Below are 24,217 nucleotides of genomic sequence, written 5' to 3'. Positions count from 1 at the left end.
TCCTCAAGGGTGTCGAGGGCCACAATCTGCGCGATGGCGAGACGCGGTCGATGCCGGCGGACGCGATGCCGGTGGATGCACGCCACGGCGGGCCGGGCTCAGGGATAGAGGATGAGCTCGGCCTCGGTCGCGCCGGCCAGTTCGTACGACGTCCCGGTGGGCGGCCGGCGACCCGAGTAGAGGCGTACGAGGGTGGGGGCGTCGCCGATGTAGCGGGCGGGCGGGGCGTCGCCGCTCGGGGCGCCGAGCAGCAGGGGTGTGTCGGCGTCGTCGAGGTCGGCGTGCAGCGGGCGGCTGCCGTGGGCCCGGGTGAGGTGGGCCAACAGCTCCACCGCCAGGCCCAGTTGGGGACCCTCGTACGCACCGGGCAGACTCCACGCCTCGCGTACGTCGCCGGCGTGCACCCACTCGCCGAAGGCGACGCCGTCCAGAAAGCCGCCGGCGTCGGCGATGACCGGGCCCGCGTCGGTCATGCCCCGCTCCAGCTCGTCCACGATCCGCGCGAGGGGCCACTCGGCCCGCTCGGCGATGTCCCGGTCGTTCGACTCCGGGCCGAAGACTCCCTTCTCCAGCCGGCCCTCGACCACCCGCGACAACACGGCGGAGCTGTGCGCCAGCAGGTCCCGCACGCTCCATCCCGGGCAACAGGTCGCCGCCCCGAAGTCCGCCTCCGGACGGTCGCGCAACAGCGGCACCAGCGCGTCCCGCTCATCGGCCAGCAGCCGAGCGGGGAGTCCGGGGTCCCGTACATCGTGCGTATCAGCCACAGTCGTCATGCGACCCACGCTAGGGGCAGAGGCCCGCCGGGCGCACGACCACGGCGCACGACCACGGCGCACCCGCCCCCGACTCACCTCCACGGCACAATGCGTACATGCCCCACTCCCAGTCCCCCAGGGAAGACCTCCGCCACCGCTGGCTGCCCGCGCTGCTGTCGGCCCGGGACGGGGCCTGCGATCCCCCGCCGTCGCCGTACGCCGACGCCCTGATCGCGCGCTGGTCGGAACCGCAGCGGAAGTACCACACCCTCGACCACCTCACGGCGGTGCTGGACCGTATCGAGGTGCTGGAGGACCACGCGACGGACCCGGACCTCGTCCGGCTGGCCGCCTGGTTCCACGACGCGGTGTATCTGCCGGAGAGGTCGGAGAACGAGGAGCGGTCGGCGCGGCTCGCCGAGCGGGCGCTGCCGGAGGCCGGGGTGTCGGAGGAGAGGACGGCGGAGGTGGCGCGGCTGGTGCGCCTCACCGTCACGCACGATCCGGCCGACGACGACCCGAACGGTCAGGTCCTGTGCGACGCGGACCTCGCGGTCCTGGCGTCACCGCCGGACGCCTACGCCGCGTACGCCGCCGCCGTACGGGAGGAGTACGGCTTCGTCCCGGACGACGCGTTCCGAGCGGGCCGAGCGGCGGTGCTGCGCCAACTCCTGGATCTCCCAATGCTGTTCAGAACCCCGTACGGCCGCCGGGAGTGGGAGGACCGGGCCCGGGAGAACCTGCGGACGGAACTGGCGGGTCTGACGGAGCCGACAGGACCGGCGGCCGGCAGCTGAATCGGCGGCCGACGGCTGAACCGGCGGCGCTCCACGTCGGGAATGCGACCCCGTGGCCGTCGGTTGCCCATGGATATGCCCTCACCCGCCGCCGGTCCCGACCACGCCACCGAGCACGCCGCCCGCTTCCGCATACCCCTCTCCGTCTACGTCCTCGGCCTCGCCGTCTTCGCGCTGGGGACCAGCGAGTTCATGCTCTCGGGGCTGCTGCCGCCGATCGCCCAGGACATGGACGTGTCCATCCCCCGGGCAGGGCTGCTGATCTCGGCGTTCGCGATCGGGATGGTGGTCGGGGCTCCCCTGCTGGCCGTGGCGACGCTGCGGCTGCCGCGCCGGACGACCCTCGTCACCCTGATCACGGTCTTCGGCCTCGGACAGGTCGCCGGCGCCCTCGCCCCCAACTACGCCGTCCTCTTCGCCTCCCGGATCGTGAGCGCCCTCGCCTGCGCGGGGTTCTGGGCGGTCGGCGCCGCCGTGGCCGTGGCCATGGTGCCCGTCAACGCCCGCGCCCGCGCGCTGGCCATCATGATCGGCGGATTGTCGATCGCGAACGTGCTGGGCGTACCGGCGGGCGCGTTCCTCGGGGAGTCCTTCGGGTGGCGCTCGGCGTTCTGGGCGGTGGCGGTCGCCTCGGCGGTCGCGCTGGTCGGCGTGGTCACGCTCGTACCGGCCATCCCCCTGCCCGACGAGCGCCCCAAGCTCTCCCAGGAGGCCCGGATCTACCGCGACGGGCAGGTCTGGCTGTCGATCGCCGTCGTGGCGCTCGCCGCCGGTGGCGTCTTCTGCGCGTTCAGCTATCTCGCGCCGCTGCTCACGGACGTGTCGGGCCTGGACACCGGCTGGGTGCCGACGGTGCTCGCGCTGTTCGGGATCGGGGCGCTGATCGGCACGGCGGTCGGGGGCCGGTTCGCGGACGCGCACCTCTTCGGGGTACTGCTCAGCGGGATCGCCGCCTCCACGGTCCTGCTGGTCGCCCTGGCGCTGCTGGCCCAGTACGCGGTCGCCGCCGTCCTCCTCTCCTTCCTCCTCGGGGTGTCCTGCTTCTACACCGCCCCGGCCCTCAACGCCCGCCTCTTCAACGTCGCCGGTGCCGCCCCCACACTCGCCGGGGCCACCACGACCGCCGCGTTCAACCTGGGCAACACCGGTGGGCCCTGGATCGGCGGGGTCGTCATCGACGCGGGCCACGGCTTCGCGGCCACGGCCTGGGCGGGCGGCGCCATCACCGCGGCCGCCCTCCTCACGACCGCCGTGTCCCTGCGCCTGCACCGGCGTACGCGGGCGTCCCGCCTGGTGACCGGGAGCGGTGAGCTGGTGCCCGGGAGCGGTGAGCTGACCGGCAGCGGCGTAAATCCGGTACGTACGGACGCCTGACCCCGCCTATCCTCGCCGCCATGCGACCAATGGGTGGGGAACAGGTACGGGAAGCCGTCGAACACTGTCTCGCGGTGCTGGGGGCGGTGGCCGACCGGGAGTGGGAGGGCACCAAGGCCGGCCGGCTGGACTGGGACTGCCGGGAGACCGCCGAGCACGTCGCGTCGGACCTGATCGCGTACGCGGCGCAGCTGGCGGGGCGGCCCACCGCGCGCTACGTACCGTTCGAGATCGACATGGCGGAGTGCGAGAACAACGCCGACCTGCTGGAGGTGATCCGGACGACCGGCGTCCTGCTCACGGCCGTCGTCCACACCACGCCCCGCCCGGTCCGCGCCTTCCACCCGTACCCGTTCCGCGCCGCCGACCGCGAGGGCTTCGCGGCGATGGGCGTCGCCGAGGTGCTGCTGCACACGCACGACATCGTCGAGGGCCTCGGGCTCCCGGCGGCCACGGCCGTGCCGCCCGCCGGGCTCGGCCTGAGCGAGTCCGTGCTCGCCCGTCTCTTCCCGCACGTCAGGCCTGGTGACGACCCCTGGGCGACGCTGCTGTGGGCGACCGGCCGGGGCGACCTGCCGGGCCGGGCGCCCGTCACGGAGTGGAAGTGGAGCAACCCGCTGCACATCGACGCCGGGCGCCTCGTCCTCCAGGGCGTCCACCCGGCCGCCGCGGCCGATCTCGCCGAGGGCGGCACCGGCGGCTTCGACTGGATCGCGGGCGGCCCGGTCGACGGGACCCGGACCGGCGCGGGCCTGGTGTTCCAGGCGTACGAGGCCGGGGTGCACCGGCCGGAGTGGGGCATGTTCGTGCTCGTCCGCAAGGAGGACGGGCTGGCCGTCGGCGCGCTCGGCTACCACGGGGCGCCGGACGAGGAGGGCCGGGTCGAGATCGGCTACGACCTGGTGGAGGGGGCGCGCGGGCACGGTTACATGACCGAGGCGGTGCGCGCGCTGGCCGACTGGGCGCGGGAGCGGGGCCGGGAGCGGGGCGACGTACGGTCGCTGTTCGCGGTGGTCGAGAAGTCCAACCTGCCTTCGCAGGGCGTCGTTTCGCGTACCGGATTCGAGAAGGTGAGCGACGACTGGGGTGACGGGGGGCATGCCGGGGGGCAGGCCGGAGAGCGGACCGGGGAGCAGGCCGGGGAGCACGGGGAACAGTTCGCGTACGAACTCCGTCTGCGCGCCTGACGTACGCCGGGCCCAACCGCTCCGGTTTCTTGTCGTTTCCCCTGTCGGGGCCCCTGCGGCAGTCCTGACAATTCGGCCATGGCGGCGTGAATGCACCGTCAACGCGGCGCGAAAGCGTCGCGCGCGCTCGCGTGCGTCCCTTCAGGCCGGAGTCCCCCGCCGCTTCGGCCGCCGCAGCCCCGCCCCGGTCAGCCGGCGCAGCAGTTCCTTCGAGCCCACCTCCACCGCCCCCGCCCGCACCACCTCCGCGTAGCGATGCGAGGGGATGTCGTAGTGGTCGCGCTCGAAGGCGCGCTCGGGGATGCCCAACTCCCTGGCGAAGGAGTGCAGTTCGTCGAAGGACACGTCGCTCACCAGGTGGGACCACATACGCCCGTGCCCCGGCCAGGTGGGCGGATCGACGTAGAGGGTCACGAGGACGCCGCCCCGCCGAGCGCGCCCAGCGCCGCGACCCGCACCCCGGCCTTGTGGCACACCCACTGCGGATCGGGCCCGAGCTCGGGCTCCACGTCGAGCGCGTGCGGGTCGCCGGAGCCGCAGACCGGGCAGAGGGGCCAGCGGCCGTACCGTTCGAGCAGGGCGTCCTGGACGTCCTGGGCGACGAGCCCGGCGACGTACGCCGCCCCGTCCGGCCACTGCTCGACCCACCAGCGGCGCTGCACGACGGATTCCTCGACCATCGAGACGACATCCGCCTCGGCGACCTGCCCGGACACCAGATCGGCGAGCACGAGGGCGCGGGCGGCGTGCAGCGCCTGCTCAAGGGGGCTCACGGGGTCACTGCCGGTACTCATGCGTCCATTGTGCGGCCCTTGACCATCCCGCCCGACAGAAAATATCTTTCAAGATGTGAGCGATGACGTGAAGGAAATTTTCTCCCCGGCGTCCGGTCCACCCGCGCCGCCCGCCCCCGCCGCCCTCGCGGCGAAGGTGCGGACGCTGGCGCCCTCCATGACCCGCTCCATGCAGCGCGTCGCGGAGGCCGTGGCGAACGACCCGGCCGCCTGCGCGGCACTCACGGTCACCGGCCTCGCCGAGCTCACGGGGACCAGCGAGGCGACGGTCGTCCGCACCGCCCGCCTCCTCGGCTACCCGGGCTACCGCGACCTGCGGCTCGCCCTCGCCGGCCTCGCCGCCCACCAGCAGTCGGGCCGCGCGCCCTCGGTCACGGCCGACATCGCGGTGGACGACCCGCTGCCCGACGTGGTCGCCAAGCTCGCGTACGACGAGCAGCAGACCCTCGCGGACACGGCGGCCGGACTCGACATGGGCCAGCTCGGCGCGGCGGTCGGAGCGCTCGCCGGGGCGCGGCGCATCGATGTGTACGGGGTCGGGGCGTCCGGGCTGGTCGCGCAGGACCTCACGCAGAAACTGCTCCGCATAGGGCTGATAGCCCAGGCGCACAGCGACCCGCACCTCGCCGTCACCAACGCGGTGCAGCTCCGTGCGAAGGACGTGGCCGTGGCGATCACCCACTCCGGTTCGACGGGCGACGTCATCGAGCCGCTGCGGGTCGCCTTCGACCACGGGGCCACGACGGTCGCGATCACCGGCCGCCCGGACGGGCCGGTGTCCCAGTACGCCGACCACGTCCTGACCACCTCCACGGCACGGGAGAGCGAGCTGCGACCGGCGGCGATGTCGTCCCGCACGAGCCAACTGCTCGTCGTGGACTGCCTCTTCGTCGGCGTGGCGCAACGGACGTACGAGTCGGCCGCGCCGGCGCTGTCGGCGTCGTACGAGGCGCTGGCCCATCGGCATCGCACCGGGGGCCCCTCGCGGTAGCCGGGCCGACGCTCGCGGTGCCCGTGGCCGACCGTCACGGCGGCGTCGCCCGGCATCCGCCCCGAAGGCACAGTCGTTCCACCTGCACGGAATGAGTCACCATGCCACCCACCTGCCCCAACGCCTCCACCCGCTCCGACGCCTCCGACGCACCGGACCCGTCCGACCAGGCCCTCCCCGACTCCTCCGCCCTCCCGAACTCCTCGGCCCTCGCCAACCACCTCGCCGTACGCGCCGAGTTGGAGTCGTTGACGACCGAGGCGTTCCGGCCGGAGCTGGCCGACATCGATCAGCTTCCGACGCTCGACATCGCCAAGCTGATGAACACCGAGGACGCGGCGGTGCCGACGGCCGTGGCCGCGCAGCTGCCGCTGATCGCGGCGGCGATCGACGCGATCGCGGAACGGATGGCCCGGGGCGGCCGGCTGATCTACGCGGGCGCGGGCACGGCGGGCCGCCTGGGCGTGCTGGACGCGTCCGAGTGCCCGCCGACGTTCAACACGGCCCCGACGCAGGTCGTGGGCCTGATCGCGGGCGGCCGGGAGGCCGTGGTCACCTCGATCGAGGGCGCGGAGGACTCGGCGGAACTGGCCCGCACCGACCTCGACGCGCTCGCGCTGACACCCGACGACACGGTGGTCGGCGTCTCGGCCTCGGGGCGCACCCCGTACGCGGTGGGAGCGGTGGAGCACGCGCGGGCGGCCGGCGCGCTGACGGTGGGCCTGTCCTGCAACTCGGCCAGCGCGCTCGCGGCGGCCGCCGACCATGGCATCGAGATCGTTGTCGGCCCCGAGCTGGTCACCGGCTCGACCCGGCTCAAGGCGGGCACGGCCCAGAAGCTCGTCCTCAACATGCTGTCGACGATCACGATGATCCGCCTGGGCAAGACCTACGGGAACCTGATGGTCGACGTCCGGGCCACCAACGACAAGCTCCGCGCCCGCTCCCACCGCATCGTCGCCCTCGCCACCGGCGCGACGGACGACGAGATCGAGAAGGCCCTCACCGCCACGAACGGCCAGGTCAAGAACGCCATCCTCACCATCCTGAGCGGAGTGGACGCCCTCACGGCAACCCGCCTCCTGACAGAGAACGAGGGTCACCTGAGGGCGGCGCTGGCGGGGGCGACGCGGTGAGGAGTCGCTGAAAGGGAACACCGAAAGGCGGCCCTGGAGCCGCCGACTACAGCGGCCCCTGATGCACATTGAGCTGTCGCAGCTCGACCGCCAGGCGAGCGGCTGTCACGAAGTCCCTGTCATCGTGCAGCACGACCAAATCGTGGTGAGCGGCGGTGGCACAGATCTGGAGATCGACGGCGGACAGCGCCTGATGCTCGCCCCGCTCGGCAGCTCTCAGCTGCAGGCCGCCGATCCACTTGGGCGCCTGTTTGGGAACGGAGACGTCGTCGTAGAGTTCCGCGAACATCGCGCTGAACGCCTCGTACTCCTTCAGGCCACGTGCCGACCGAAGGAACTCCGCCCGCTGCGGATAGCACGAACGGATGTCGCCGTCCATGGCGATCGGACGCCACGCGTCGCGCAGCTGCCGGTCCCTGAGCAGGCGCCACAGGGCCGACGAGTCCAGCAGGTACCCGCTCACGCGCGGTGGGCCTCCTTGTCGGCGCGATGCGCGGCCTCAGCCCCTTCGATGTCCCAGTCCTGGGCGAGTTCGAAGTACTTGTCGTAGGCAGTACGACGCTGCAACCGCAGGTTGTACTCCTCCAGCGCCTTCGCCACCGCGGCCGTCTTCGTCCGGTGCCCGCCCAGGCGCTTGGCGGTCTCCAGGGCCTCGTCGTCGATGTCGATGTGCGTCAGGGACATGCGACCCTCCCGGCTGCGATGTACAGATTCATCAGCGATCTCGCCCATCAGTGTACATAGCTCAGCTCATCAGGGTCCGGCCTCGGCGGCACTGTCAGTGGCGTGTGGCACCGTGGTGGGGTCGTAGTCGTCTCCCTCGCCCCTCCGGGAAGGACCGAGCCCGTGAACCACGCCCAGCTCACCGCCCTCGGCCGTGCCCTGCGTGTCCTCGGGGAGCACGGCGAGGCGCTGAACGCCGACACCCCCGACGCCCGGCTGCACGAGGTGAAGGCCGACCTCAGACGAGCCCTGGAGCTGCTGGACGAGACGGTCACGACGGCCGCCCCCACCACCCACTGCGCCGAGCACCCGAACGGCCCGGTGGACGAGGAGGCCCCCGACCGCTGCCTGCTCTGCGAGACCCGCCGCCGAGCCGCCCGCCGCACCCAGCTGAACGACAGCTACGGCCCGCCCCGCCCCACCGGCCCCACCACCCCGGCCCCCTCCCGCTACGGCATCCGGGACGACCGCCCCCAGCCCCAGCAGCGCTGGCTCCCCGAAGCGTGGAACGGCCAGGTCTGGCAGCTCTGCGGCACCCCCCGCCGCGACCGCCGCGAGGCCGAGCTCTACCTCGCCGCGCAGCGCCGTGGCCCCCGCCCCGCCATCGCCTACCGCCTGGTCCAGGAGTTCACCGACTACGACGTCACCCGCATCTGGGGCGAGCCGGTCCACATGGACATCGAGCCCCTGGGGAACATGTGAGCCCCGGGAGACCGTCGCTCAGCACGGCAGCCGGCCCTCCTCGTTGACCCGTCGCACCCGGGCCCGCAGCACCTCTCCCGGCGTGGCCTCACGCAGCGACCCCGGCGGGCAGTCCCACTCCCGCCCGCCTCCGACCGGCCGCAACTGCGCGTAGCCGCCCTCATGGCCCATGACCTCCCCGAGCCGCCCGTCCCGTACGTCCACGGCGTACGACGGCGACCCCTGCGCGGCGGTCACGTCTCGGCCGCCTTGCGCAGGACGGCGGCGAGCTTGGCGGCGACCTGGAGGTTGCAGCGCCCCAACTCGACCAGCGGATACGGCAGCTCACTGGCGCCGGTGATCGGATCGACGCGCAGGGACGGCAGGATGATCCCGACCCCGCGCAGGGCCTGGTCGAGCTGCTCCACGGCGTCCTCCGTCGAGAACGCGGACCGGCGCCGCCGCCCGCTCACCGCTCTGTTCTTCACGTCGCCATTCCTCCACGCTGGGTTGCCGATTCACGACACAGCGTGGCCGACCACGTCCTAACCTGGCCAGATACGACGCCCCAACAGGGGGACTGCTGTACAGGGAGTAGTGCCCATGCCAGGACCGAAGGACCTCGACCCGTCGTCGTCACCGCGCGCGCTCCTGGGCGCGGAGCTGCGCCACGCGAGAGAGCGGGCGGGACTGAGCCAGGAGGACCTGGGCCAGCGGCTGTTCGTGAGCGGTTCGTTCGTGGGTCAGCTGGAGTCGGCGGTACGGCGCATGCAGCCGGAGATCGCGCGGCTGATCGATGTCGCGCTGGACACGGGGGACTTCTTCTCACGGAACTGCCTGGCCACCGCCAAGTCGAAGTACCCGGAACACTTCGCCGAGGCAGTAGAAGCAGAGGCGTCGGCTACGGAGATCCGCCAGTACTCGCCGCTTCTGATCCCTGGACTACTACAAACGGCCGCATACGCGCGAGCCGTGTTCCGTGCGTACCGGCCCACGGCATCGGCCGAGGTGATCGAAGGGTTGGTGGCTGCTCGCCTTGACCGAGCCCATCTCCTCGACAGTCCAACAGCTCCGTTGCTGTGGACCGTCATTGACGAGGCCGCCCTACGCCGAGTAACGGGCGGCCGGAAGGTCATGGCGGAGGCCCTGAACCACATTGCGGCCCTGGTCCAGCAAAACCAAGTCATCGTGCAGGTGCTGCCGTTCGACGCAGGGGCCCATGCCTCGATGGAGGGGTCCATGAAGTTGATGGACTTCGCAGACTCCCCGCCGCTGCTCTACTTCGAGGGGGTCGGCTCTGGACGGCTGGAGGACGACCCAGGGACCGTCCGCTACCAGCGGCGCACATACGAGTTCCTCACCGCCGCAGCTCTCTCGCCTGAGAAGTCCCTGGTCATGCTCGAAGCCATGGCCCAGGATTACTCGCATGAGGAACCTCTCTGAGTACGACCTGGACGCAGCCGTCTGGCACAAGTCCAGCTATAGCGGCGGCAGCGGCGGCGACTGCCTGGAGGTCGCCCTCGCCCACCCCACCCACATCCCCGTGCGCGACTCCAAGAACCCCCGCGGTCCGAAGCTCGTGTTCCGAGCGGCGAGCTGGTCCCTTTTCATCGAGGAACTGAAGAGCGAGGTCAATGAGGTCAGGATCTGACCTACACGCTCCCTAGCGTGGAGCCATGAACACCACCACGAACACCCCCGCCCTCACCCTCCCCACCCAGGAGCACGCCGACCTGCTGGACACCCTGGCCAAGCACCGCGACTTCCTGCGCCTCACCACCCGCGACCTCACCGACGAGCAGGCCGGCCGCCGCACGACCGCCAGCGCGCTGTGCCTCGGCGGCCTGGTCAAACACGTCACGTCGGTGGAGCACAAGTGGGTGACGTTCATCCTGGAGGGCTCGTCGTCGATGCCCGACTTCACCAAGATGACCGACGCCGACTGGGCCCGCAGGGCGGACGAGTTCCGGATGCTGCCCGGGGAGACACTGGCGGACGTACTGGACGCGTACGCCCGCACGGCGGACCGTACGGCCGAGGTGATCGCCGCGCTGCCCGACCTGAACGTCTCTCACCAGCTACCGAAGGCGCCCTGGTTCGAGGGCCAGCCGCACTGGTCGGCCCGCAGGGTGCTGCTGCACATCATCGGCGAGACGGCCCAGCACTCGGGCCACGCGGACATCATCAGGGAGTCCTTGGACGGCGCCCAGAGCATGGCCTGACGCACCGAGGCCCGTCCGCCCGCCCCCCGAGGCTCAAGCCACCAGCCGCGAGCGCTCTTTTTTCGGATGGGGTGGAGGGCCTCAACCCACCCTCCCACCCGGCGAGTTGACTTGACGCGTTCGACTTGCCACGCACCGTGACGATGCTGATACGGTGCCCGCAGACGAAACAGCCCCCGCCAGGTGCTACCAACACCTGCGGGGGCTTGACCTACAAGATCGAAGGAAGATTTCGATCCCATGGCTACTGCCAACCTTAGTGGCGCTCCCCTGCTCGCGCACGCGGACCCGCACCCTCCGCACCGTCACCCCATGGCCAACCCGGGCTACGGCAAGCGCGCGGCCCCCGGCCAACTCCCCCGCACGGCACACGACTTCGCGGACCTCCCACCCCGTGAGGCGGCCGTCGCCGCGTACATCGACCGCCTCCCCGACGGTGCCGACATCAGCGTGAAGACGCTGGCCAAGGAGCTGCCGTACGGCCAATGCGCCCTGCGTACGGCGCTCAACAGGATCCAGGACGCGGGCCACTTGCGCCGGGGGCGGGAGCATCTGACCGCCACGTCGGGGACACCGCGGTGGATCACCCGAACGTGGTTCTCCCGTACCGCGCGCGACGACACGTGGTGGGCGAGGTTCACCCGGGGTGACGTACCCGAGGAGGAACCGGACCGAGCCCGCCCCACCCGCTCCCGGGCCCACATCCTGCTGGCCGCCCTGGGCCGTACGACCCCGGCCCTGTCCCTCTCCGAGGCCGACTGCGTAACCCTGGCCCCGCTCCTGACCCCGTGGTTCGAGCGAGGCGCCACCGACGAGTCCGTGATCCGCGCCCTCACCTCGGGCCTCCCCGCCCCCGTCCACAGCCCGGCGGCCCTGATCCGCACCCGTCTGCGCGACAAGCTCCCCCCAGGACCACTACCGACACCGACACCGGCACCGGCACACACCCCGGAGTCACCCCCGTCCCGCCCGCCCCTCCGCATGCTGGAATGCTCCCGCTGCCGCACCCCGGGCAGGCCGGAGGCTCTGCCGGGCGGCGTGTGCGGCGCGTGCCGTGGCGAGCGCGCCCCCGCCCACCCCAAGGGGCCCCTCTCCGCCGACGCGGTCCGCACCCACGTGGCCCAGATCCGTGCGGCGATGTCACAACAGCCACGCGAGGGGACCCCCGTGTGACCGCTCCTACGGCCAGGCGGACCCCTACCGGAACGGCACGTTCACGCAGGCCAGCCGGGCCCCCGCGGTCCCCGCGTGTCCCTCGTGCGTGGAGGTGGCCGCCTCGTGCAGCACCACGGACCGGGCCCCGCCCTCCCGGAAGCGCCAGTCGACAACGGCGACGGAGCGCGCCGCACCGTCCTCGTTCGTCCGCACGTCCAGCCACACCTCGTTCTCGGGGTTGGCGTACTCGGGGTCGACGGACGGCTGCTTCGGGTCGGCCTCGTCCTGGTAGTGCGGCCCGGCGTCGGCGGGCAGCTTGCCGCACGGTTCGGTGTGGACGTGCGCCCCGTACACGCGGTCCGCGACAAGGTCCCGCAGCCGCAGCTCGACCCGCGTACCGCCGTCGCGCCGCAACTCCTCCTTGACCTGCACCCGCCCGGCGACCGGCACCAGATCGGCGTTGTAGGTGACGGCGGGCGCCACATCGGCGGTGGCGGCGGGGGCGAACACCGTCTTGACGACGACCCTCGGGACGGGCGTCTTCTCGGCGACGGGCTCACTGGCGCCCGCGTTCGCGGCTACGCCCAGGCCGCCGGCGACGGCCGCGACGGCGGCACCGGCCGCGATGAGCCGCCTGTGCTTGAGGGTGAGCTTGTGTCGTGCCATGGGATTGTCCGATTCGTGGGGGGTGAATGGGATCATCAGCAAATCGGCGCCCCAACTACCGGTGAAATAACCGGAGTTGAGGCGCCGAGGGCGCTGTCCGACGACACTACAACGACGCATATGACGGAACTGGTGCGCTACCGCCGGGTACTGGGGAGACTTGGCGAAAGATCCCCGGCCCCGGCCCCGGCGTGGAACGACCTCAGCTGAGCGAGCCCAGCGCCGTCGGCTCGAACGCCTTCAGTTCGTCGAAGCGGCCCTGGAGCACCTTCGCCGCCCACTCGGGGTCCTGGAGCAGCGCACGGCCCACGGCGACGAGGTCGAACTCCTCCGCCTCCAGCCCGTCCAGCAGGTCGTCGATCCCCTTCGTCGTCGCACCCTCACCGGTGAACACGGCGATGAACTCCCCGTCCAGGCCGACCGAACCGACCGTGATGGTCGGCTTGCCGGTGAGCTTCTTCGTCCAGCCCGCGAGGTTCAGCTCGGACCCCTCGAACTCGGCCTGCCAGTAGCGGCGCGTGGACGCGTGGAACGCGTCGACCCCGGCCGCCACCAGCGGGCTCAGCAGCGCCTCCAGCTCCTCCGGCGTCTCGGCGAGGCGCGCGTCGTACGCGTCCTGCTTCCACTGCGAGTAGCGGAAGATGACGGGGAAGTCGGCGGACACGGAGTCCCGTACGGCCGCCACGACCTCCGCCGCGAACTTCGTACGGGCGGCCAGGTCACCGCCGTAGGCGTCGGTGCGGCGGTTGGTGTGCCCCCAGAGGAACTGGTCGACGAGGTAGCCGTGGGCGCCGTGGATCTCGACGCCGTCCATGCCGATGCGCTCGGCGTCGGCGGCGGACTTGGCGAAGGCCGCGACGACCTCGTCGATGTCGGCCTGGGTCATCGCCCGGCCGCCCTCGGCCTCGGTGCCGTCGGGCCGCAGGCCGGAGGGGCCGAGGACCGGGGCCTCGGGGAACAGCTTGCCCTGCTGCCGGACGGTCCCGATGTGCCACAGCTGCGGCACGATCGTCCCGCCCCCGGCGTGCACGGCCTCCGCGACCTTCGCCCACCCGGCGAGCTGCTCCTCACCGGCGAACCGGGGCACCCCGTCGAGGTCCCCCGCCGTCTCGTGCCCGATGTACGTCCCCTCGGTCACGATCAGCCCGACCCCGGCGGCCGCCCGCCGCCCGTAGTACGAGGCGACGTCCGCGCCGGGCACACCCCCGGGCGAGAACACCCGCGTCATCGGCGCCATCGCGATCCGGTTGGGGATGGTCAGCCCGTTGATCGTGACGGGCCGGGAGAGCACCTCGGCGGCACGGGACGTGGAACCAGTGGTGGAGGCGGTGGAAGCGGTGGTCACGTGGGGACTCCTTGGAGGGGGGAGCAGAATGCATTCCATGCACACGCATGTAGCGTGCGTCCCTCCGCACAACCACCCCCACCGCCATCGAATTCCGCTCATCGCCCCCGCGCACTGTGACCCCGGACACGCCACGGCGCCGCCCCACCCGCCGGCTCGCGCGCCCGCTCATCCGCTCGCCCGTCGTGGGAAACGCCCGAGGGCGGCACCCCCCGTTTCCAGGGAGTGCCGCCCTCGGTACCGCAGGACGGTGATCGACCGGGGTCGATCAGAAGTCCATGTCACCGCCCGGCATGCCGCCGCCGGCGGGCGCGGCGGCCTTCTCCGGCTTGTCGGCGATGACGGCCTCGGTGGTGAGGAAGAGCGCGGCGATGGAGGCGGCGTTCTGCAGGGCGGAGCGCGTGACCTTCGCCGGGTCGATGATGCCCTCGGCGATCATGTCGACGTACTCACCGGTCGCGGCGTTCAGGCCGTGGCCGACGGGCAGGTTGCGCACCTTCTCGACGATGACGCCACCCTCAAGGCCACCGTTGACGGCGATCTGCTTGAGCGGGGCCTCCAGGGCGAGACGTACGGCGTTGGCGCCGGTCGCCTCGTCACCCGTCAGCTCCAGCTTCTCGAAGACCGAGGAGGCCTGGAGCAGGGCCACGCCACCACCGGCGACGATGCCCTCCTCGACGGCCGCCTTCGCGTTGCGAACGGCGTCCTCGATGCGGTGCTTGCGCTCCTTGAGCTCCACCTCGGTCGCGGCACCGGCCTTGATGACGGCCACGCCGCCCGCGAGCTTCGCCAGGCGCTCCTGGAGCTTCTCGCGGTCGTAGTCCGAGTCGCTGTTCTCGATCTCGGCGCGGATCTGGTTGACCCGGCCCTGGACCTGCTCCGAGGAGCCGGCCCCGTCGACGATGGTGGTCTCGTCCTTGGTGATGACGACCTTGCGGGCACGGCCCAGGAGGTCGATCGTGGTGTTCTCCAGCTTGAGGCCGACCTCCTCGGAGATCACCTCGCCGCCGGTGAGGATGGCGATGTCGTTCAGCATCGCCTTGCGGCGGTCACCGAAGCCCGGGGCCTTGACGGCGACGGACTTGAAGGTGCCACGGATCTTGTTGACGACCAGGGTCGACAGGGCCTCGCCCTCGACGTCCTCGGCGATGATCAGCAGCGGCTTGCCCGACTGCATGACCTTCTCCAGGAGCGGGAGCAGGTCCTTGACGTTGGTGACCTTGGAGTTGGCGATGAGGATGTAGGGGTCCTCCAGGACCGCCTCCATGCGCTCCATGTCGGTCGCGAAGTACGCCGAGATGTAGCCCTTGTCGAAGCGCATGCCCTCGGTGAGCTCAAGCTCCAGACCGAAGGTCTGCGACTCCTCGACGGTGATGACGCCTTCCTTGCCGACCTTGTCCATGGCCTCGGCGATCAGCTCGCCGATCTGGGTGTCGGCGGCGGAGATGGAGGCCGTGGAGGCGATCTGCTCCTTGGTCTCGACCTCCTTGGCCTGGTCGAGCAGCGCACCGGAGACGGCCTCGACGGCCTTCTCGATGCCGCGCTTGAGGGCCATCGGGTTGGCGCCGGCGGCTACGTTGCGCAGGCCCTCGCGTACGAGCGCCTGGGCGAGAACGGTCGCGGTGGTCGTACCGTCACCGGCGACGTCGTCCGTCTTCTTGGCGACTTCCTTGACCAGCTCGGCGCCGATCTTCTCGTACGGGTCCTCGAGCTCGATCTCCTTGGCGATGGAAACACCATCGTTGGTGATCGTGGGGGCGCCCCACTTCTTCTCGAGGACGACGTTCCGGCCCTTGGGGCCGAGCGTCACCTTGACGGCGTCCGCGAGCTGGTTCATGCCGCGCTCGAGGCCGCGCCGCGCCTCCTCGTCGAACGCGATGATCTTGGCCATGTGAAGTGGTCCTCCCGGACTGGGGTGGATTGCTCCGGACCGCGCTGGCGCCCGCGACGGACGGCCTGCCTGCCTCGTGGTTCCTTGCCCCACCCGGCCTGCGGGCCTCACCGACCCGGTCCTCGTTGTCACTCTCACCTTCAGAGTGCTAACGCCAATGATTAGCACTCGACCATGCCGAGTGCAAGCGGCTCTCGATGATCCGCAGGTGAACGCGCCCGCGCACGCGCCGCCTCGGCGCCCCGCGCATACCCCTCGCACGCAGGAGGGCCCGCACCCCTGACGGGGTGCGAGCCCTCCCGAAAAGAACGAAGAACGTCGCTGCGTGAAACCCGGCGCGTTACTTCAGCCGACCGCGAGCCGGACCATGTCCGCCTGCGGTCCCTTCTGACCCTGCGAGATCTCGAACTCGACCCGCTGGCCCTCTTCCAGGGTGCGGTAACCGTCCATCTGGATCGCGCTGTAGTGGACGAATACATCCGCACCACCGTCGACCGCGATGAAGCCGTACCCCTTCTCCGCGTTGAACCACTTGACGGTGCCCTGAGCCATGCCTAACTCCCCTATTACTGGCCCTTGCACAGATCCACACTTCGCGGATCCGGGTCAGACCTCACCCCCCAACGGTTGGGGGTGTGCGCCGGAACGCGTCGACCGCGGCCGAATGTATCTGCCCAACTGCCCTCTGCAACAGGTCAATCGGACGAGAATTCTGGACACGACCGGTCGGGAATGTACGAACAATTCGTCCGAATTCAGGGCAAGTCGGGCCCCACAAAAGGAACGAAATACGCAAAAGGCCTGCACACTTTGGCTACTTCATATAGGGCGTGCGGCGCGTTGAGATATGCGCCCGGCAAGGAATCACTACGGCGATCGGACCGGGTTCCCCAACTCTACAGTGCTCAACCATAGAGAATTGCCCCCTCCGCTTCTCTCACGGAGGGGGCAATTCGATGAACTCTCGGTAATCAAAGTTACCGACGGTTACTACCGGCCGGTACGACGGCGGTCAGCCACCGGCGACCGCGGGAATGATCGAAACACCCGCACCGTCCGGCGTGGCCGTCTCCAGACCCTGCTCGAACCGGACGTCGTCGTCGTTCACGTACACGTTCACGAACCGCCGCAGCTTGCCCTGATCGTCGAGCACCCGGGCGGCGATCCCGTTGTGGTTCTTCTCCAGATCGGCGATGACCTCGGCGAGGGTGGCGCCCTCCGCACTCACCTCGGCCTGCCCGCCGGTGTAGGTACGAAGGATGGTGGGGATGCGGACGGAAACGCTCACGATGGGACCTCCGGTCAGGTGTGCTTTTCAGGGGCGCGGGGCTGTGTTCAATGTGCGGCTGCCGCCGCGTGGGCGCGACCAGCCCCCACCGGCCCGCAGACGAACGACTGGCTAACGGGCCCTACGCGAGCCCCGCCTCACGGAACGAGTCAAGGTTGGGCCGAATGGTCGCGGTCAGCCCGGTCCCGGCCACCGCGTCCAGCGTCTTCAGACCGTCCCCCGTGTTGAGCACGACCGTGGTGAGCGTCGGGTCGAGAAGCCCGTCCTCGATCAGCTTCTTCGTCACGCCGACGGTCACCCCGCCCGCGGTCTCCGCGAAGATCCCCTCGGTCCGCGCGAGCAGCTTGATCGCCTCGACGACCTGCTCGTCCGTCACGTCCTCCACGGCCCCACCGGTCCGCCGCGCGATGTCCAGCACGTACGGCCCGTCCGCCGGGTTGCCGATCGCGAGCGACTTGGCGATGGTGTTCGGCTTCTGGGGGCGCACCACGTCGTGCCCGGCCTTGAAGGCCACCGACACCGGCGAGCACCCCTCGGCCTGCGCGCCGAAGATCTTGTAGGGCTTGTCCTCGACGAGCCCGAGCTTGATCAGCTCCTGCAGCCCCTTGTCGATCTTCGTGAGCTGCGACCCGGAGGCGATCGGCACGACCAGCTGGTCGGGGAGCTGCCAGCCGAGCTGCTCGCAGATCTCGTACGCGAGCGTCTTGGAGCCCTCGGCGTAGTACGGCCGCAGGTTGACGTTCACGAAGCCCCAGCCCTCGCCGGCCGGGTCGCCGATCAGCTCGGAGCAGAAGCGGTTCACGTCGTCGTAGTTGCCCTCGATGCCGACGAGCTCGCCGCCGTAGATCGCGGCCATGACGACCTTGCCCTGCTCCAGGTCGTGCGGGATGAACACGCAGGACCGGAAGCCGGCGCGGGCGGCGGCGGCGCCGACGGCACCGGCCAGGTTGCCCGTGGAGGAGCAGGAGAGGGTGGTGAAGCCGAAGGCGCGGGCCGCCTCCAGGGCCTGCGCGACGACCCGGTCCTTGAAGGAGTGCGTCGGGTTGCCGGAGTCGTCCTTGACGAAGAGCTTGCCGGCGTCGACGCCGAGCGCGGCGGCCAGGTTGTCGGCCTTGACGAGCTGGGTCCAGCCGGGGTTGATGTTCGGCTTGGTGGCCACGTCCGCCGGGACGGGCAGCAGGGGCGCGTACCGCCAGATGTTCGCGGGACCGGACTCGATCCGCTTGCGCAACTCCTCCGTTTCGTAGGAGGAGTAGTCGTACGCGATCTCCAGCGGCCCGAAACACTCCTCGCACGCGAAGACCGGGCCGAGGGGTACGCGGTGACCGCACTCACGACAGCTCAGAGCCGCGGCGGGGCCGAGGTCTACTGTGGAGGTGGAGCCGAGGGAGTCGGTGGTGCTTGCAACAGTCTGCGCAGCCATGGAGGCGAGGCCCTTTCTCCTCATCTTCCTCACGACGCACTTCGCCGTGAGACGGATTTGGCACCTTCCCTAGCCGGGAGCCTCACCACGAAGACGATGACGCGACGATGCGCGAATGATGTGGTCAGACCGGCTGGAGGGTTGCCGGGGCTTCATCGGGCCGTATCCCTCTGCCCCTCTGGATGAGCGGTATTTGGTTGTATACGCCGACGAGCCGCGACATGCGATGGTCACCAGCGTTGTCCAAGACTGTAACCGAAGGCCAGGACAGTTGAGAGAGCCGTCCGAACCGCGAGATGAACGCAGAGGAGCCGCGCACTGTGCTGAAGGAAGTCGAGCGCTGGCTGAGTACCCGCTCCTGGTCCATGTCCGACCGCCCGCTCCACCGCATCATGGCCGCGAAACGCGCCACGGGACAGACCGTCAGCGTCGTCCTGCCCGCGCTGAACGAGGAGGAGACGGTCGGCGACATCGTCGCGATCATCCGTCACGACCTCATGCGGCAGGTCCCGCTCGTCGACGAGATCGTGGTCGTCGACTCCGGCTCGACCGACCGGACGTCGCAGGTCGCGGCAGCCGCCGGGGCCACGGTCGTCCACCGCGACGACATCCTGCCCCGCCTCCCGGCCGTGCCCGGCAAGGGTGAGGTCCTGTGGCGGTCGCTGATGGTGACCTCCGGCGACATCGTCTGCTTCATCGACGCAGACCTCAAGGAGTTCTCGTCGGACTTCGTCTCCGGGATCGTCGGCCCCCTGCTCACCGACCCCGGTGTCGACCTCGTCAAGGCGATGTACGACCGCCCCCTGGGCTCGGCCGCCGGCCAGGGCGGGCGTGTGACGGAACTCATGGCCCGCCCCCTGCTCAACATGCACTGGCCGCAGCTGGCCGGCTTCGTCCAGCCGCTCGGCGGCGAGTACGCGGCGCGGCGCTCCCTCCTCGAACGGCTGCCGTTCCCGGTGGGCTACGGCATCGAGCTGGGCATGCTGGTCGACGCGCTGCACCTGGTCGGCCTGGACGCGCTCGCGCAGGTCGACGTGGGCGTCCGCAAACACCGGCACCAGGACGGGGCGGCGCTGGGCCGCATGTCGGCGGCGATCTACCGCACGGCTCAGCTGCGGCTGGCCCGGGGCCACCTGATCCGTCCCGTCCTGACGCAGTTCGAACGGGGCCGGGAAGGTTTTGAGCCGCGCACGTATTCGGTGGACCTGGAGGAACGGCCGCCGATGGGGGAGATCGAGGAGTACGCGGAGCGCAGGGCGGCGTAGGCGTAGGCGGCGTAGGGGGTGGGGGGCACGTCTTTCGTCGCCGGGTGCGGGTAAGTGGGGCTTCTCGCGCAGTTCCCCGCGCCCCTAAAAGATGAAAAGCACGGGGCGCAGCCCCTGCTTTTCAGGGGCGCGGGGAACTGCGCGACCAGCCCCCACTCACCCGCAGCCGCCCACGCAACACGCACCCCCTGCCCCATAGGCACCCCGTAGACGGCCGAACCGTACGTTTGACCGGCGAACCCAGGGGCTAGGTTGAGCCCTATGGCATCGACGCACAGCGCGCGGATCCTCGTCGCCTCCAACCGCGGCCCCATCACGTACACCGAGGACGAATCCGGCGCCCTCACAGCGAAGCGCGGCGGCGGCGGTCTCGTCTCGGGCCTCTCCGCGATCGACCCGGACGCGGGCGCCGTCTGGGTGTGCTCCGCCCTCGGCGACGGCGACCGCGAGGCCGTACGCCGCGGTGTCGGCGAGCCCGGCGTCCGCATGCTCGACATCTCCGCCGACGTGCACCACGACGCGTACAACGGCGTCGCCAACTCCACGCTGTGGTTCGTGCACCACATGCTGTACCAGACCCCGCTGGAGCCGTCCTTCGACGCGGAGTTCCGGCGCCAGTGGGCGTCGTACGAGACGTACAACCGCGCCTTCGCCGAGGCGCTGGCCCAGGAGGCGGCGGACGGCGCGTCCGTGCTCGTGCAGGACTACCACCTGACCCTGGTCCCCCGGATGCTCCGCGAGCTCCGCCCCGATCTGCGGATCGGCCACTTCTCCCACACCCCGTGGGCGCCCGTCGAGTACTTCCGGCTGCTGCCCGACGACATCGCCGCCCAGGTGCTCGACGGCATCCTCGGCGCCGACCGGGCCGCGTTCCTCACCCGGCGGTGGGCGGACGCGTTCACCGACTGTGCTCGCGCCGTCCTCGGCCCCGACGCCCCGTCCGGCACCCGGATCGGCGTGCACGGCCTGGGCGCCGACGCGGACTTCCTGCGGGCCCGCGCCCACCAGGCGGACGTCGACGACCGCATGGCCACGCTGCGGGAGCAGATCGGTACGGCCCCCGACGGCTCCCCGCGCCGCACGATCGTCCGCGTCGACCGTACGGAACTCTCCAAGAACATCGTGCGCGGCCTGCACGCCTTCCGGCAGCTTCTCGACGAGTGGCCGGAGTGGCGCGAGCGCGTCGTGCACATCGCCCTCGCCTACCCGTCGCGGCAGGACCTCGCGGTGTACCGGGACTACATGAGCGAGGTCCAGCGGGTCGCGGACGACATCAACGAGCGGTACGGGACGCCGGACTGGACCCCGGTCGTCCTCCATCTGAAGGACGACTTCGCGCGCTCCCTCGCGGCGTACCGGCTCGCCGACGTGGCCCTGGTGAACCCCATCCGGGACGGCATGAACCTCGTCGCCAAGGAGGTGCCGGTCGTCTCCGACGAGGGGTGCGCGCTCGTGCTGTCGCGGGAGGCCGGGGCGTACGAGGAGCTGGGGGACGACGCGCTGGTGGTGAACCCCTACGACGTGGTGGGCACGGCCGCCGCCCTGCACGAGGCGTTGCGTCAGTCGGCGGCGGAGCGGGCGGAGCGGACGAAGCGGCTCGTCGCGGCGGCGACCGCGTTGCCGCCGACGCGGTGGTTCCTGGATCAGTTGGAGGCGTTGGAGGGCGCCTGATAGCTCGGGGGGCGGGTTCGTCGGCGAGTGCGGGTCCGGTGGGGCTTCTCGCGCAGTTCCCCGCGCCTGAAAAGCACCGGGTCCGCCTGTCGCTACACGTGCTCGGCGATCGTTGCCAGCAGGGCCACGACCCCCGCCGGGCCGTCCACCACCAGGTCCGCGCGCTCCGACAACTCGCTCACCTCCGCGCTGCCGCTGCACACCAGCAGGCCCGGCGTGCCCTCGGTGCGGAGTTTCTCGACGGTGGCGAAGGCGGGGAGGTCGCCGAGGTCGTCGCCGGCGTAGAGGACGGACTCGGCGGCGGTCTCCTTGAGGTAGTCGTGGAGGGCGACGCCCTTGTCCATGCCCGGGGGGCGCAGTTCGAGGACCATGCGGCCGGGTTCGACGATGAGGCCGTGCCGGCCGGCGAGGTCGGCCAGCGGGGCGCGGAGGGCTTCGAAGGCGGCCTGCGGGTCGGTGGCGCGGCGCGTGTGTACGGCGACCGCGCGGCCCTTCTCCTCGATCCAGGTGCCCTGCCACGCGCCGACGCCGTCCAGCAGCCCGGGGAGTTCCGCGCGGACCGCGGCGACACCGGGGTGCGGGGCGGGGGCGCTGACGGTGCCGGTGACGGCGTCCCAGCGTTCGGCGCCGTAGTGGCCGAGGACGACGAGGTGTTCCAGGCCGGGGACACCGGCGAATCCGCCGTGGCGGACGGCGACGGCGGCGGGGCGACCGGTCACCACGGCGACGGAGGCGACCTTGGGGGCGAGTGCGGCGAGCGCGGCCACGGCGTCGGGGTGGGCGCGGGCCTGTTCGGGGTCGGGGACGATGGGGGCGAGGGTGCCGTCGAAGTCGAGCGCGATCACCGTACGGCCGGGTCGTCGCAGGATCGCGTCCAGCGCGTCCCGCCCGGCGGGGGTCACGGGTGTCGGCAAGGTGGCCCCGGAGTTCGCTGAACCCGTGTTCTCTGCGTTCTCTGCGTTCTCGGCGCTTCCTGCGTTCCCTGCGTCCTTGTGGCTGCCCATGGCTTCGACCCTATCCGTCATCTTTCCTCGCGGCGGGCCTCCCGCACCCTTCGCAGCCGGTTGACGGTGACCGGGTCGTGGGCGAGGGCGCGGGGGTCGTCGAGCAGGGCGTTGAGGAGCTGGTAGTACCGCACGGGGGCGATCCCGAGCCGCTCCCTTATGGCCCGCTCCTTGGCCCCCGGCCCCGCCCACGACTGCCGTTCCACGGCGAGGATGGCCTGTTCACGGGGTTCGAGCGCGTCCATGCCACGACCGTAGCGGAGGGGGGTGACAGGGCGCGTGACAGCTCGGGGGTGCGGGTTCGTCGGCGGGTGCGGGTGGTTCGTGGTTGCTCGCGCAGTTCCCCGCGCCCCTGAAAGGCAGGGGCTGCGCCCCTTGGCTTTCGCAACCCCCCACCCCCGTACGCGCTCTAATCCTCCCGATCCACAACCGCCGCCGTCTGCTGCAACTGCTCCAGCACACCCCCCGGCTCAACCCCCGGCCGCACCGCTCGCCCGATCTGCTCCTTGACCGCCGCGCTGACATCCGCCCAGGACGTCTTGCCCACGGGCGGCAGCACCGCGTCCGGCAGCGCGTCGAGGAACGGCCGGAGGTCCGCCTCGTCCTTGTCCGCCGCCATCTTCTCGGACGCGGACACGGTCACCGGCAGCAGGTCGTACTCCCGGGAGAAGTCGAGGACGTTCTCGTCGCTGTAGACGAAGTCGAGGAAGTGCCCGATCTCCTCCCCGTGGCCGTTCTTCTTGAAGGCCATCATCCAGTCGGCCACCCCCATGGTGGCGTGCCGCCCCCCGCCGTACCCGGGCATGGCGGCCGTCCCGTAGTCGACCCCCTCGTCCGCGGCCATCCGCATCAGACTGGGGTGCCCGTTGAGCATGCCGACCTCCCCCCGCGCGAACGCCGCGAACGCGTCGGCCCGGTTCAGCTCCGCCGGCGCCGTGGGCCCGGTGAGCCCCTGGTCGACCAGCTTCTCCTTCAGCCAGGTGAAGGTCCGGACGTTCTCCTCGGAGTCGAGGCGGTAGCTGCCGACGGTGTCGACATAGCCCGCCCCGCCGCTGAGCAGCCACTGCATGGTCTCGGCCTGTGCCTCCTCGGGCCCGAGCGGCAGCGCGTAGGGGGTCTTGACCCCGGCATCGTCGAGGACCTCGGCGTCGGCCGCCAGCTCGCTCCAGTTGCGCGGGGCTCCGTCGAGGCCCGCCTCGGCGAAGAGCTTCTTGTTGTAGAAGAGGACGCGGGTGGACGCGGCGAACGGCATCCCGTAGGCGACGCGCCGCACCTTGCCCGCGCCGGCGAGCTGGGGGACGAACCCGGCCTGGACGGGGATGGAGAGCAGGTCGTCCACCTCGTAGAGCCGGTCGGCGGCGGCGTAGTCCGCGTAGGTGCCCGCCTGCGCCATGTCGGGCGCCTCACCGGCGGCGACCATCTCCTTGACCTTGCGGTCGACGTCGTTCCAGGAGTACACGGTGACGTCGACCGTGACGCCCGGGGTCTTCTTCTCGTACGCCTTCACGACCGCGTCCCAGTACTTCCGGGAGCTGTTGGCCTTGGAGTCGCCGTAATCGGCGGCGACCAGCTTCAGGGTGACGCCGGGGCCGTCGGCCGCCGAGGCGCCGCAGCCCGCAAGCGTCGCCATCAGCCCCAGCGCGGTCAGTGCCGCCATCCCGCTGTTCCTGACGCCGGTCTTCGTCCGCCTCTGCCGCTCTCGCACTTGTCCTGCCCCAAACCCGTCGCACGTGCCCCGCGTGAACCAGCCTGAGTCACCGGCTCTCCGCTCAAGGCCGTTGATCACTCAACTTCCCGAACCCTCCATAAGGTCTACACCACTCCTCTCATGAGGTCTAGACCACGT

At 71.0% G+C, this 24,217-nt stretch carries 28 protein-coding genes and 1 riboswitch; of the genes, 12 read left to right on the top strand and 16 right to left on the bottom strand.

All coding sequences use genetic code 11. The annotated features are described in order from the left end of the window. Positions 1–98 precede the first annotated feature (98 nt). Complete coding sequence (locus ACZ9QC_RS23275; RefSeq protein ID WP_472914881.1) at positions 99–776, bottom strand: maleylpyruvate isomerase family mycothiol-dependent enzyme; 678 nt, start codon at positions 774–776, stop codon at positions 99–101. A 98-nt stretch (positions 777–874) separates the two neighbouring features. Here ACZ9QC_RS23275 and ACZ9QC_RS23270 point away from each other — a divergent pair, with 98 nt between their 5' ends. From ACZ9QC_RS23270 to ACZ9QC_RS23260, 3 genes are all read left to right on the top strand, one after another. Further along, complete coding sequence (locus ACZ9QC_RS23270; RefSeq protein ID WP_472914880.1) at positions 875–1,555, top strand: HD domain-containing protein; 681 nt, start codon at positions 875–877, stop codon at positions 1,553–1,555. Positions 1,556–1,687: 132 nt separating this feature from the next. After that, positions 1,688–2,929: a Cmx/CmrA family chloramphenicol efflux MFS transporter gene (locus tag ACZ9QC_RS23265; protein WP_472921773.1), complete on the top strand. Its 1,242-nt coding sequence runs from the start codon at positions 1,688–1,690 to the stop codon at positions 2,927–2,929. A gap of 29 nt (positions 2,930–2,958) precedes the next feature. Beyond that, positions 2,959–4,116, top strand: coding sequence for a GNAT family N-acetyltransferase (locus ACZ9QC_RS23260; RefSeq protein ID WP_472921772.1), 1,158 nt, complete (start codon positions 2,959–2,961; stop codon positions 4,114–4,116). A 141-nt stretch (positions 4,117–4,257) separates the two neighbouring features. On the opposite strand, the gene ACZ9QC_RS23255 is transcribed toward ACZ9QC_RS23260, so the two are convergent. Both ACZ9QC_RS23255 and ACZ9QC_RS23250 read right to left on the bottom strand, forming a co-directional pair. Beyond that, entirely contained in the window at positions 4,258–4,530 is a 273-nt protein-coding gene (locus ACZ9QC_RS23255) for a DUF4031 domain-containing protein (RefSeq protein WP_472914879.1), read from the bottom strand. Then, the gene (locus ACZ9QC_RS23250; protein ID WP_472914878.1) at positions 4,527–4,910 is read right to left on the bottom strand and encodes a hypothetical protein; all 384 of its coding nucleotides are present in this window, start codon (positions 4,908–4,910) and stop codon (positions 4,527–4,529) included. The genes ACZ9QC_RS23255 and ACZ9QC_RS23250 overlap by 4 nt, the downstream gene beginning before the upstream one ends. A gap of 55 nt (positions 4,911–4,965) precedes the next feature. Here ACZ9QC_RS23250 and ACZ9QC_RS23245 point away from each other — a divergent pair, with 55 nt between their 5' ends. Both ACZ9QC_RS23245 and murQ read left to right on the top strand, forming a co-directional pair. Beyond that, positions 4,966–5,901, top strand: coding sequence for a MurR/RpiR family transcriptional regulator (locus ACZ9QC_RS23245; RefSeq protein ID WP_472914877.1), 936 nt, complete (start codon positions 4,966–4,968; stop codon positions 5,899–5,901). Positions 5,902–6,002: 101 nt separating this feature from the next. Then, a complete protein-coding gene (gene murQ, locus ACZ9QC_RS23240) occupies positions 6,003–7,037 on the top strand; it encodes an N-acetylmuramic acid 6-phosphate etherase (protein ID WP_472914876.1) in 1,035 nt (344 codons plus the stop codon). A 46-nt stretch (positions 7,038–7,083) separates the two neighbouring features. Here murQ and ACZ9QC_RS23235 read toward each other — a convergent pair whose 3' ends face one another. Further along, entirely contained in the window at positions 7,084–7,500 is a 417-nt protein-coding gene (locus ACZ9QC_RS23235) for a PIN domain-containing protein (RefSeq protein ID WP_184892543.1), read from the bottom strand. Further along, entirely contained in the window at positions 7,497–7,721 is a 225-nt protein-coding gene (locus tag ACZ9QC_RS23230) for a type II toxin-antitoxin system VapB family antitoxin (protein WP_472914875.1), read from the bottom strand. The genes ACZ9QC_RS23235 and ACZ9QC_RS23230 overlap by 4 nt, the downstream gene beginning before the upstream one ends. A 162-nt stretch (positions 7,722–7,883) precedes the next feature. On the opposite strand from ACZ9QC_RS23230, the gene ACZ9QC_RS23225 reads away from it, so the two are divergent. Beyond that, positions 7,884–8,462 (top strand): hypothetical protein, encoded by a 579-nt coding sequence (locus tag ACZ9QC_RS23225; protein WP_472914874.1) that lies wholly within the window; start codon positions 7,884–7,886, stop codon positions 8,460–8,462. An 18-nt stretch (positions 8,463–8,480) separates the two neighbouring features. Here the strand turns inward: ACZ9QC_RS23225 and ACZ9QC_RS23220 are convergent, their stop codons facing one another. Further along, positions 8,481–8,699 carry a hypothetical protein gene (locus ACZ9QC_RS23220; RefSeq protein ID WP_472921992.1) on the bottom strand — a complete coding sequence of 73 codons (219 nt, stop codon included), beginning with the start codon at positions 8,697–8,699 and terminating at the stop codon, positions 8,481–8,483. Beyond that, a complete protein-coding gene (locus tag ACZ9QC_RS23215; RefSeq protein WP_472914873.1) occupies positions 8,696–8,929 on the bottom strand; it encodes a hypothetical protein in 234 nt (77 codons plus the stop codon). The genes ACZ9QC_RS23220 and ACZ9QC_RS23215 overlap by 4 nt, the downstream gene beginning before the upstream one ends. 115 nt (positions 8,930–9,044) lie before the next feature. Between ACZ9QC_RS23215 and ACZ9QC_RS23210 the strand changes: the two genes are divergently transcribed. The 4 genes from ACZ9QC_RS23210 to ACZ9QC_RS23195 all read left to right on the top strand — a co-directional run bounded on the left by ACZ9QC_RS23210 (position 9,045) and on the right by ACZ9QC_RS23195 (position 11,836). Continuing rightward, on the top strand, positions 9,045–9,884 hold the full coding sequence (locus ACZ9QC_RS23210) for a helix-turn-helix domain-containing protein (RefSeq protein ID WP_472914872.1): 840 nt from the start codon (positions 9,045–9,047) through the stop codon (positions 9,882–9,884). Beyond that, complete coding sequence (locus ACZ9QC_RS23205; RefSeq protein WP_472914871.1) at positions 9,868–10,092, top strand: DUF397 domain-containing protein; 225 nt, start codon at positions 9,868–9,870, stop codon at positions 10,090–10,092. The genes ACZ9QC_RS23210 and ACZ9QC_RS23205 overlap by 17 nt, the downstream gene beginning before the upstream one ends. Before the next feature lie 25 nt (positions 10,093–10,117). Next, positions 10,118–10,663 carry a DinB family protein gene (locus ACZ9QC_RS23200; protein ID WP_472914870.1) on the top strand — a complete coding sequence of 182 codons (546 nt, stop codon included), beginning with the start codon at positions 10,118–10,120 and terminating at the stop codon, positions 10,661–10,663. A gap of 312 nt (positions 10,664–10,975) precedes the next feature. Continuing rightward, positions 10,976–11,836, top strand: coding sequence for a hypothetical protein (locus ACZ9QC_RS23195; RefSeq protein ID WP_472921771.1), 861 nt, complete (start codon positions 10,976–10,978; stop codon positions 11,834–11,836). Between the two features lie 24 nt (positions 11,837–11,860). Here the strand turns inward: ACZ9QC_RS23195 and ACZ9QC_RS23190 are convergent, their stop codons facing one another. The 6 genes from ACZ9QC_RS23190 to thrC form a co-directional block, all read right to left on the bottom strand. Continuing rightward, positions 11,861–12,484, bottom strand: a complete 624-nt coding sequence (locus tag ACZ9QC_RS23190) for a superoxide dismutase family protein (RefSeq protein ID WP_472914869.1) — start codon at positions 12,482–12,484, stop codon at positions 11,861–11,863. Between the two features lie 202 nt (positions 12,485–12,686). Then, on the bottom strand, positions 12,687–13,829 hold the full coding sequence (locus ACZ9QC_RS23185; protein ID WP_472914868.1) for an NADH:flavin oxidoreductase: 1,143 nt from the start codon (positions 13,827–13,829) through the stop codon (positions 12,687–12,689). 268 nt (positions 13,830–14,097) lie between these two features. Continuing rightward, on the bottom strand, positions 14,098–15,720 hold the full coding sequence (groL, locus tag ACZ9QC_RS23180) for a chaperonin GroEL (protein WP_472914867.1): 1,623 nt from the start codon (positions 15,718–15,720) through the stop codon (positions 14,098–14,100). A gap of 345 nt (positions 15,721–16,065) precedes the next feature. Continuing rightward, positions 16,066–16,272 (bottom strand): cold-shock protein, encoded by a 207-nt coding sequence (locus tag ACZ9QC_RS23175; RefSeq protein WP_046709519.1) that lies wholly within the window; start codon positions 16,270–16,272, stop codon positions 16,066–16,068. Positions 16,273–16,732: 460 nt separating this feature from the next. Beyond that, complete coding sequence (locus ACZ9QC_RS23170; protein WP_059080349.1) at positions 16,733–17,008, bottom strand: MoaD/ThiS family protein; 276 nt, start codon at positions 17,006–17,008, stop codon at positions 16,733–16,735. Between the two features lie 121 nt (positions 17,009–17,129). Continuing rightward, a complete protein-coding gene (gene thrC / locus ACZ9QC_RS23165) occupies positions 17,130–18,431 on the bottom strand; it encodes a threonine synthase (protein ID WP_472914866.1) in 1,302 nt (433 codons plus the stop codon). Between the two features lie 17 nt (positions 18,432–18,448). Further along, positions 18,449–18,620, bottom strand: a riboswitch (SAM riboswitch). Between the two features lie 131 nt (positions 18,621–18,751). Between thrC and ACZ9QC_RS23160 the strand changes: the two genes are divergently transcribed. Together ACZ9QC_RS23160 and ACZ9QC_RS23155 are read left to right on the top strand one after the other, a co-directional pair. After that, positions 18,752–19,696: a glucosyl-3-phosphoglycerate synthase gene (locus ACZ9QC_RS23160; protein WP_472914865.1), complete on the top strand. Its 945-nt coding sequence runs from the start codon at positions 18,752–18,754 to the stop codon at positions 19,694–19,696. Between the two features lie 261 nt (positions 19,697–19,957). Continuing rightward, on the top strand, positions 19,958–21,367 hold the full coding sequence (locus ACZ9QC_RS23155; protein WP_472914864.1) for an alpha,alpha-trehalose-phosphate synthase (UDP-forming): 1,410 nt from the start codon (positions 19,958–19,960) through the stop codon (positions 21,365–21,367). A 92-nt stretch (positions 21,368–21,459) separates the two neighbouring features. On the opposite strand, the gene otsB is transcribed toward ACZ9QC_RS23155, so the two are convergent. The 3 genes from otsB to ACZ9QC_RS23140 form a co-directional block, all read right to left on the bottom strand. Beyond that, positions 21,460–22,371 carry a trehalose-phosphatase gene (gene otsB, locus ACZ9QC_RS23150; protein WP_472914863.1) on the bottom strand — a complete coding sequence of 304 codons (912 nt, stop codon included), beginning with the start codon at positions 22,369–22,371 and terminating at the stop codon, positions 21,460–21,462. A 17-nt stretch (positions 22,372–22,388) separates the two neighbouring features. Continuing rightward, entirely contained in the window at positions 22,389–22,616 is a 228-nt protein-coding gene (locus tag ACZ9QC_RS23145; protein WP_184892514.1) for a DUF3263 domain-containing protein, read from the bottom strand. 164 nt (positions 22,617–22,780) lie between these two features. Beyond that, positions 22,781–24,028 carry an ABC transporter substrate-binding protein gene (locus ACZ9QC_RS23140; protein ID WP_472914862.1) on the bottom strand — a complete coding sequence of 416 codons (1,248 nt, stop codon included), beginning with the start codon at positions 24,026–24,028 and terminating at the stop codon, positions 22,781–22,783. Between the last annotated feature and the right edge of the window lie 189 nt (positions 24,029–24,217).

The sequence above is a fragment of the Streptomyces sp. HUAS MS02 genome (assembly GCF_055702265.1).
This window is presented reverse-complemented; position numbering and strand designations above follow the sequence as displayed.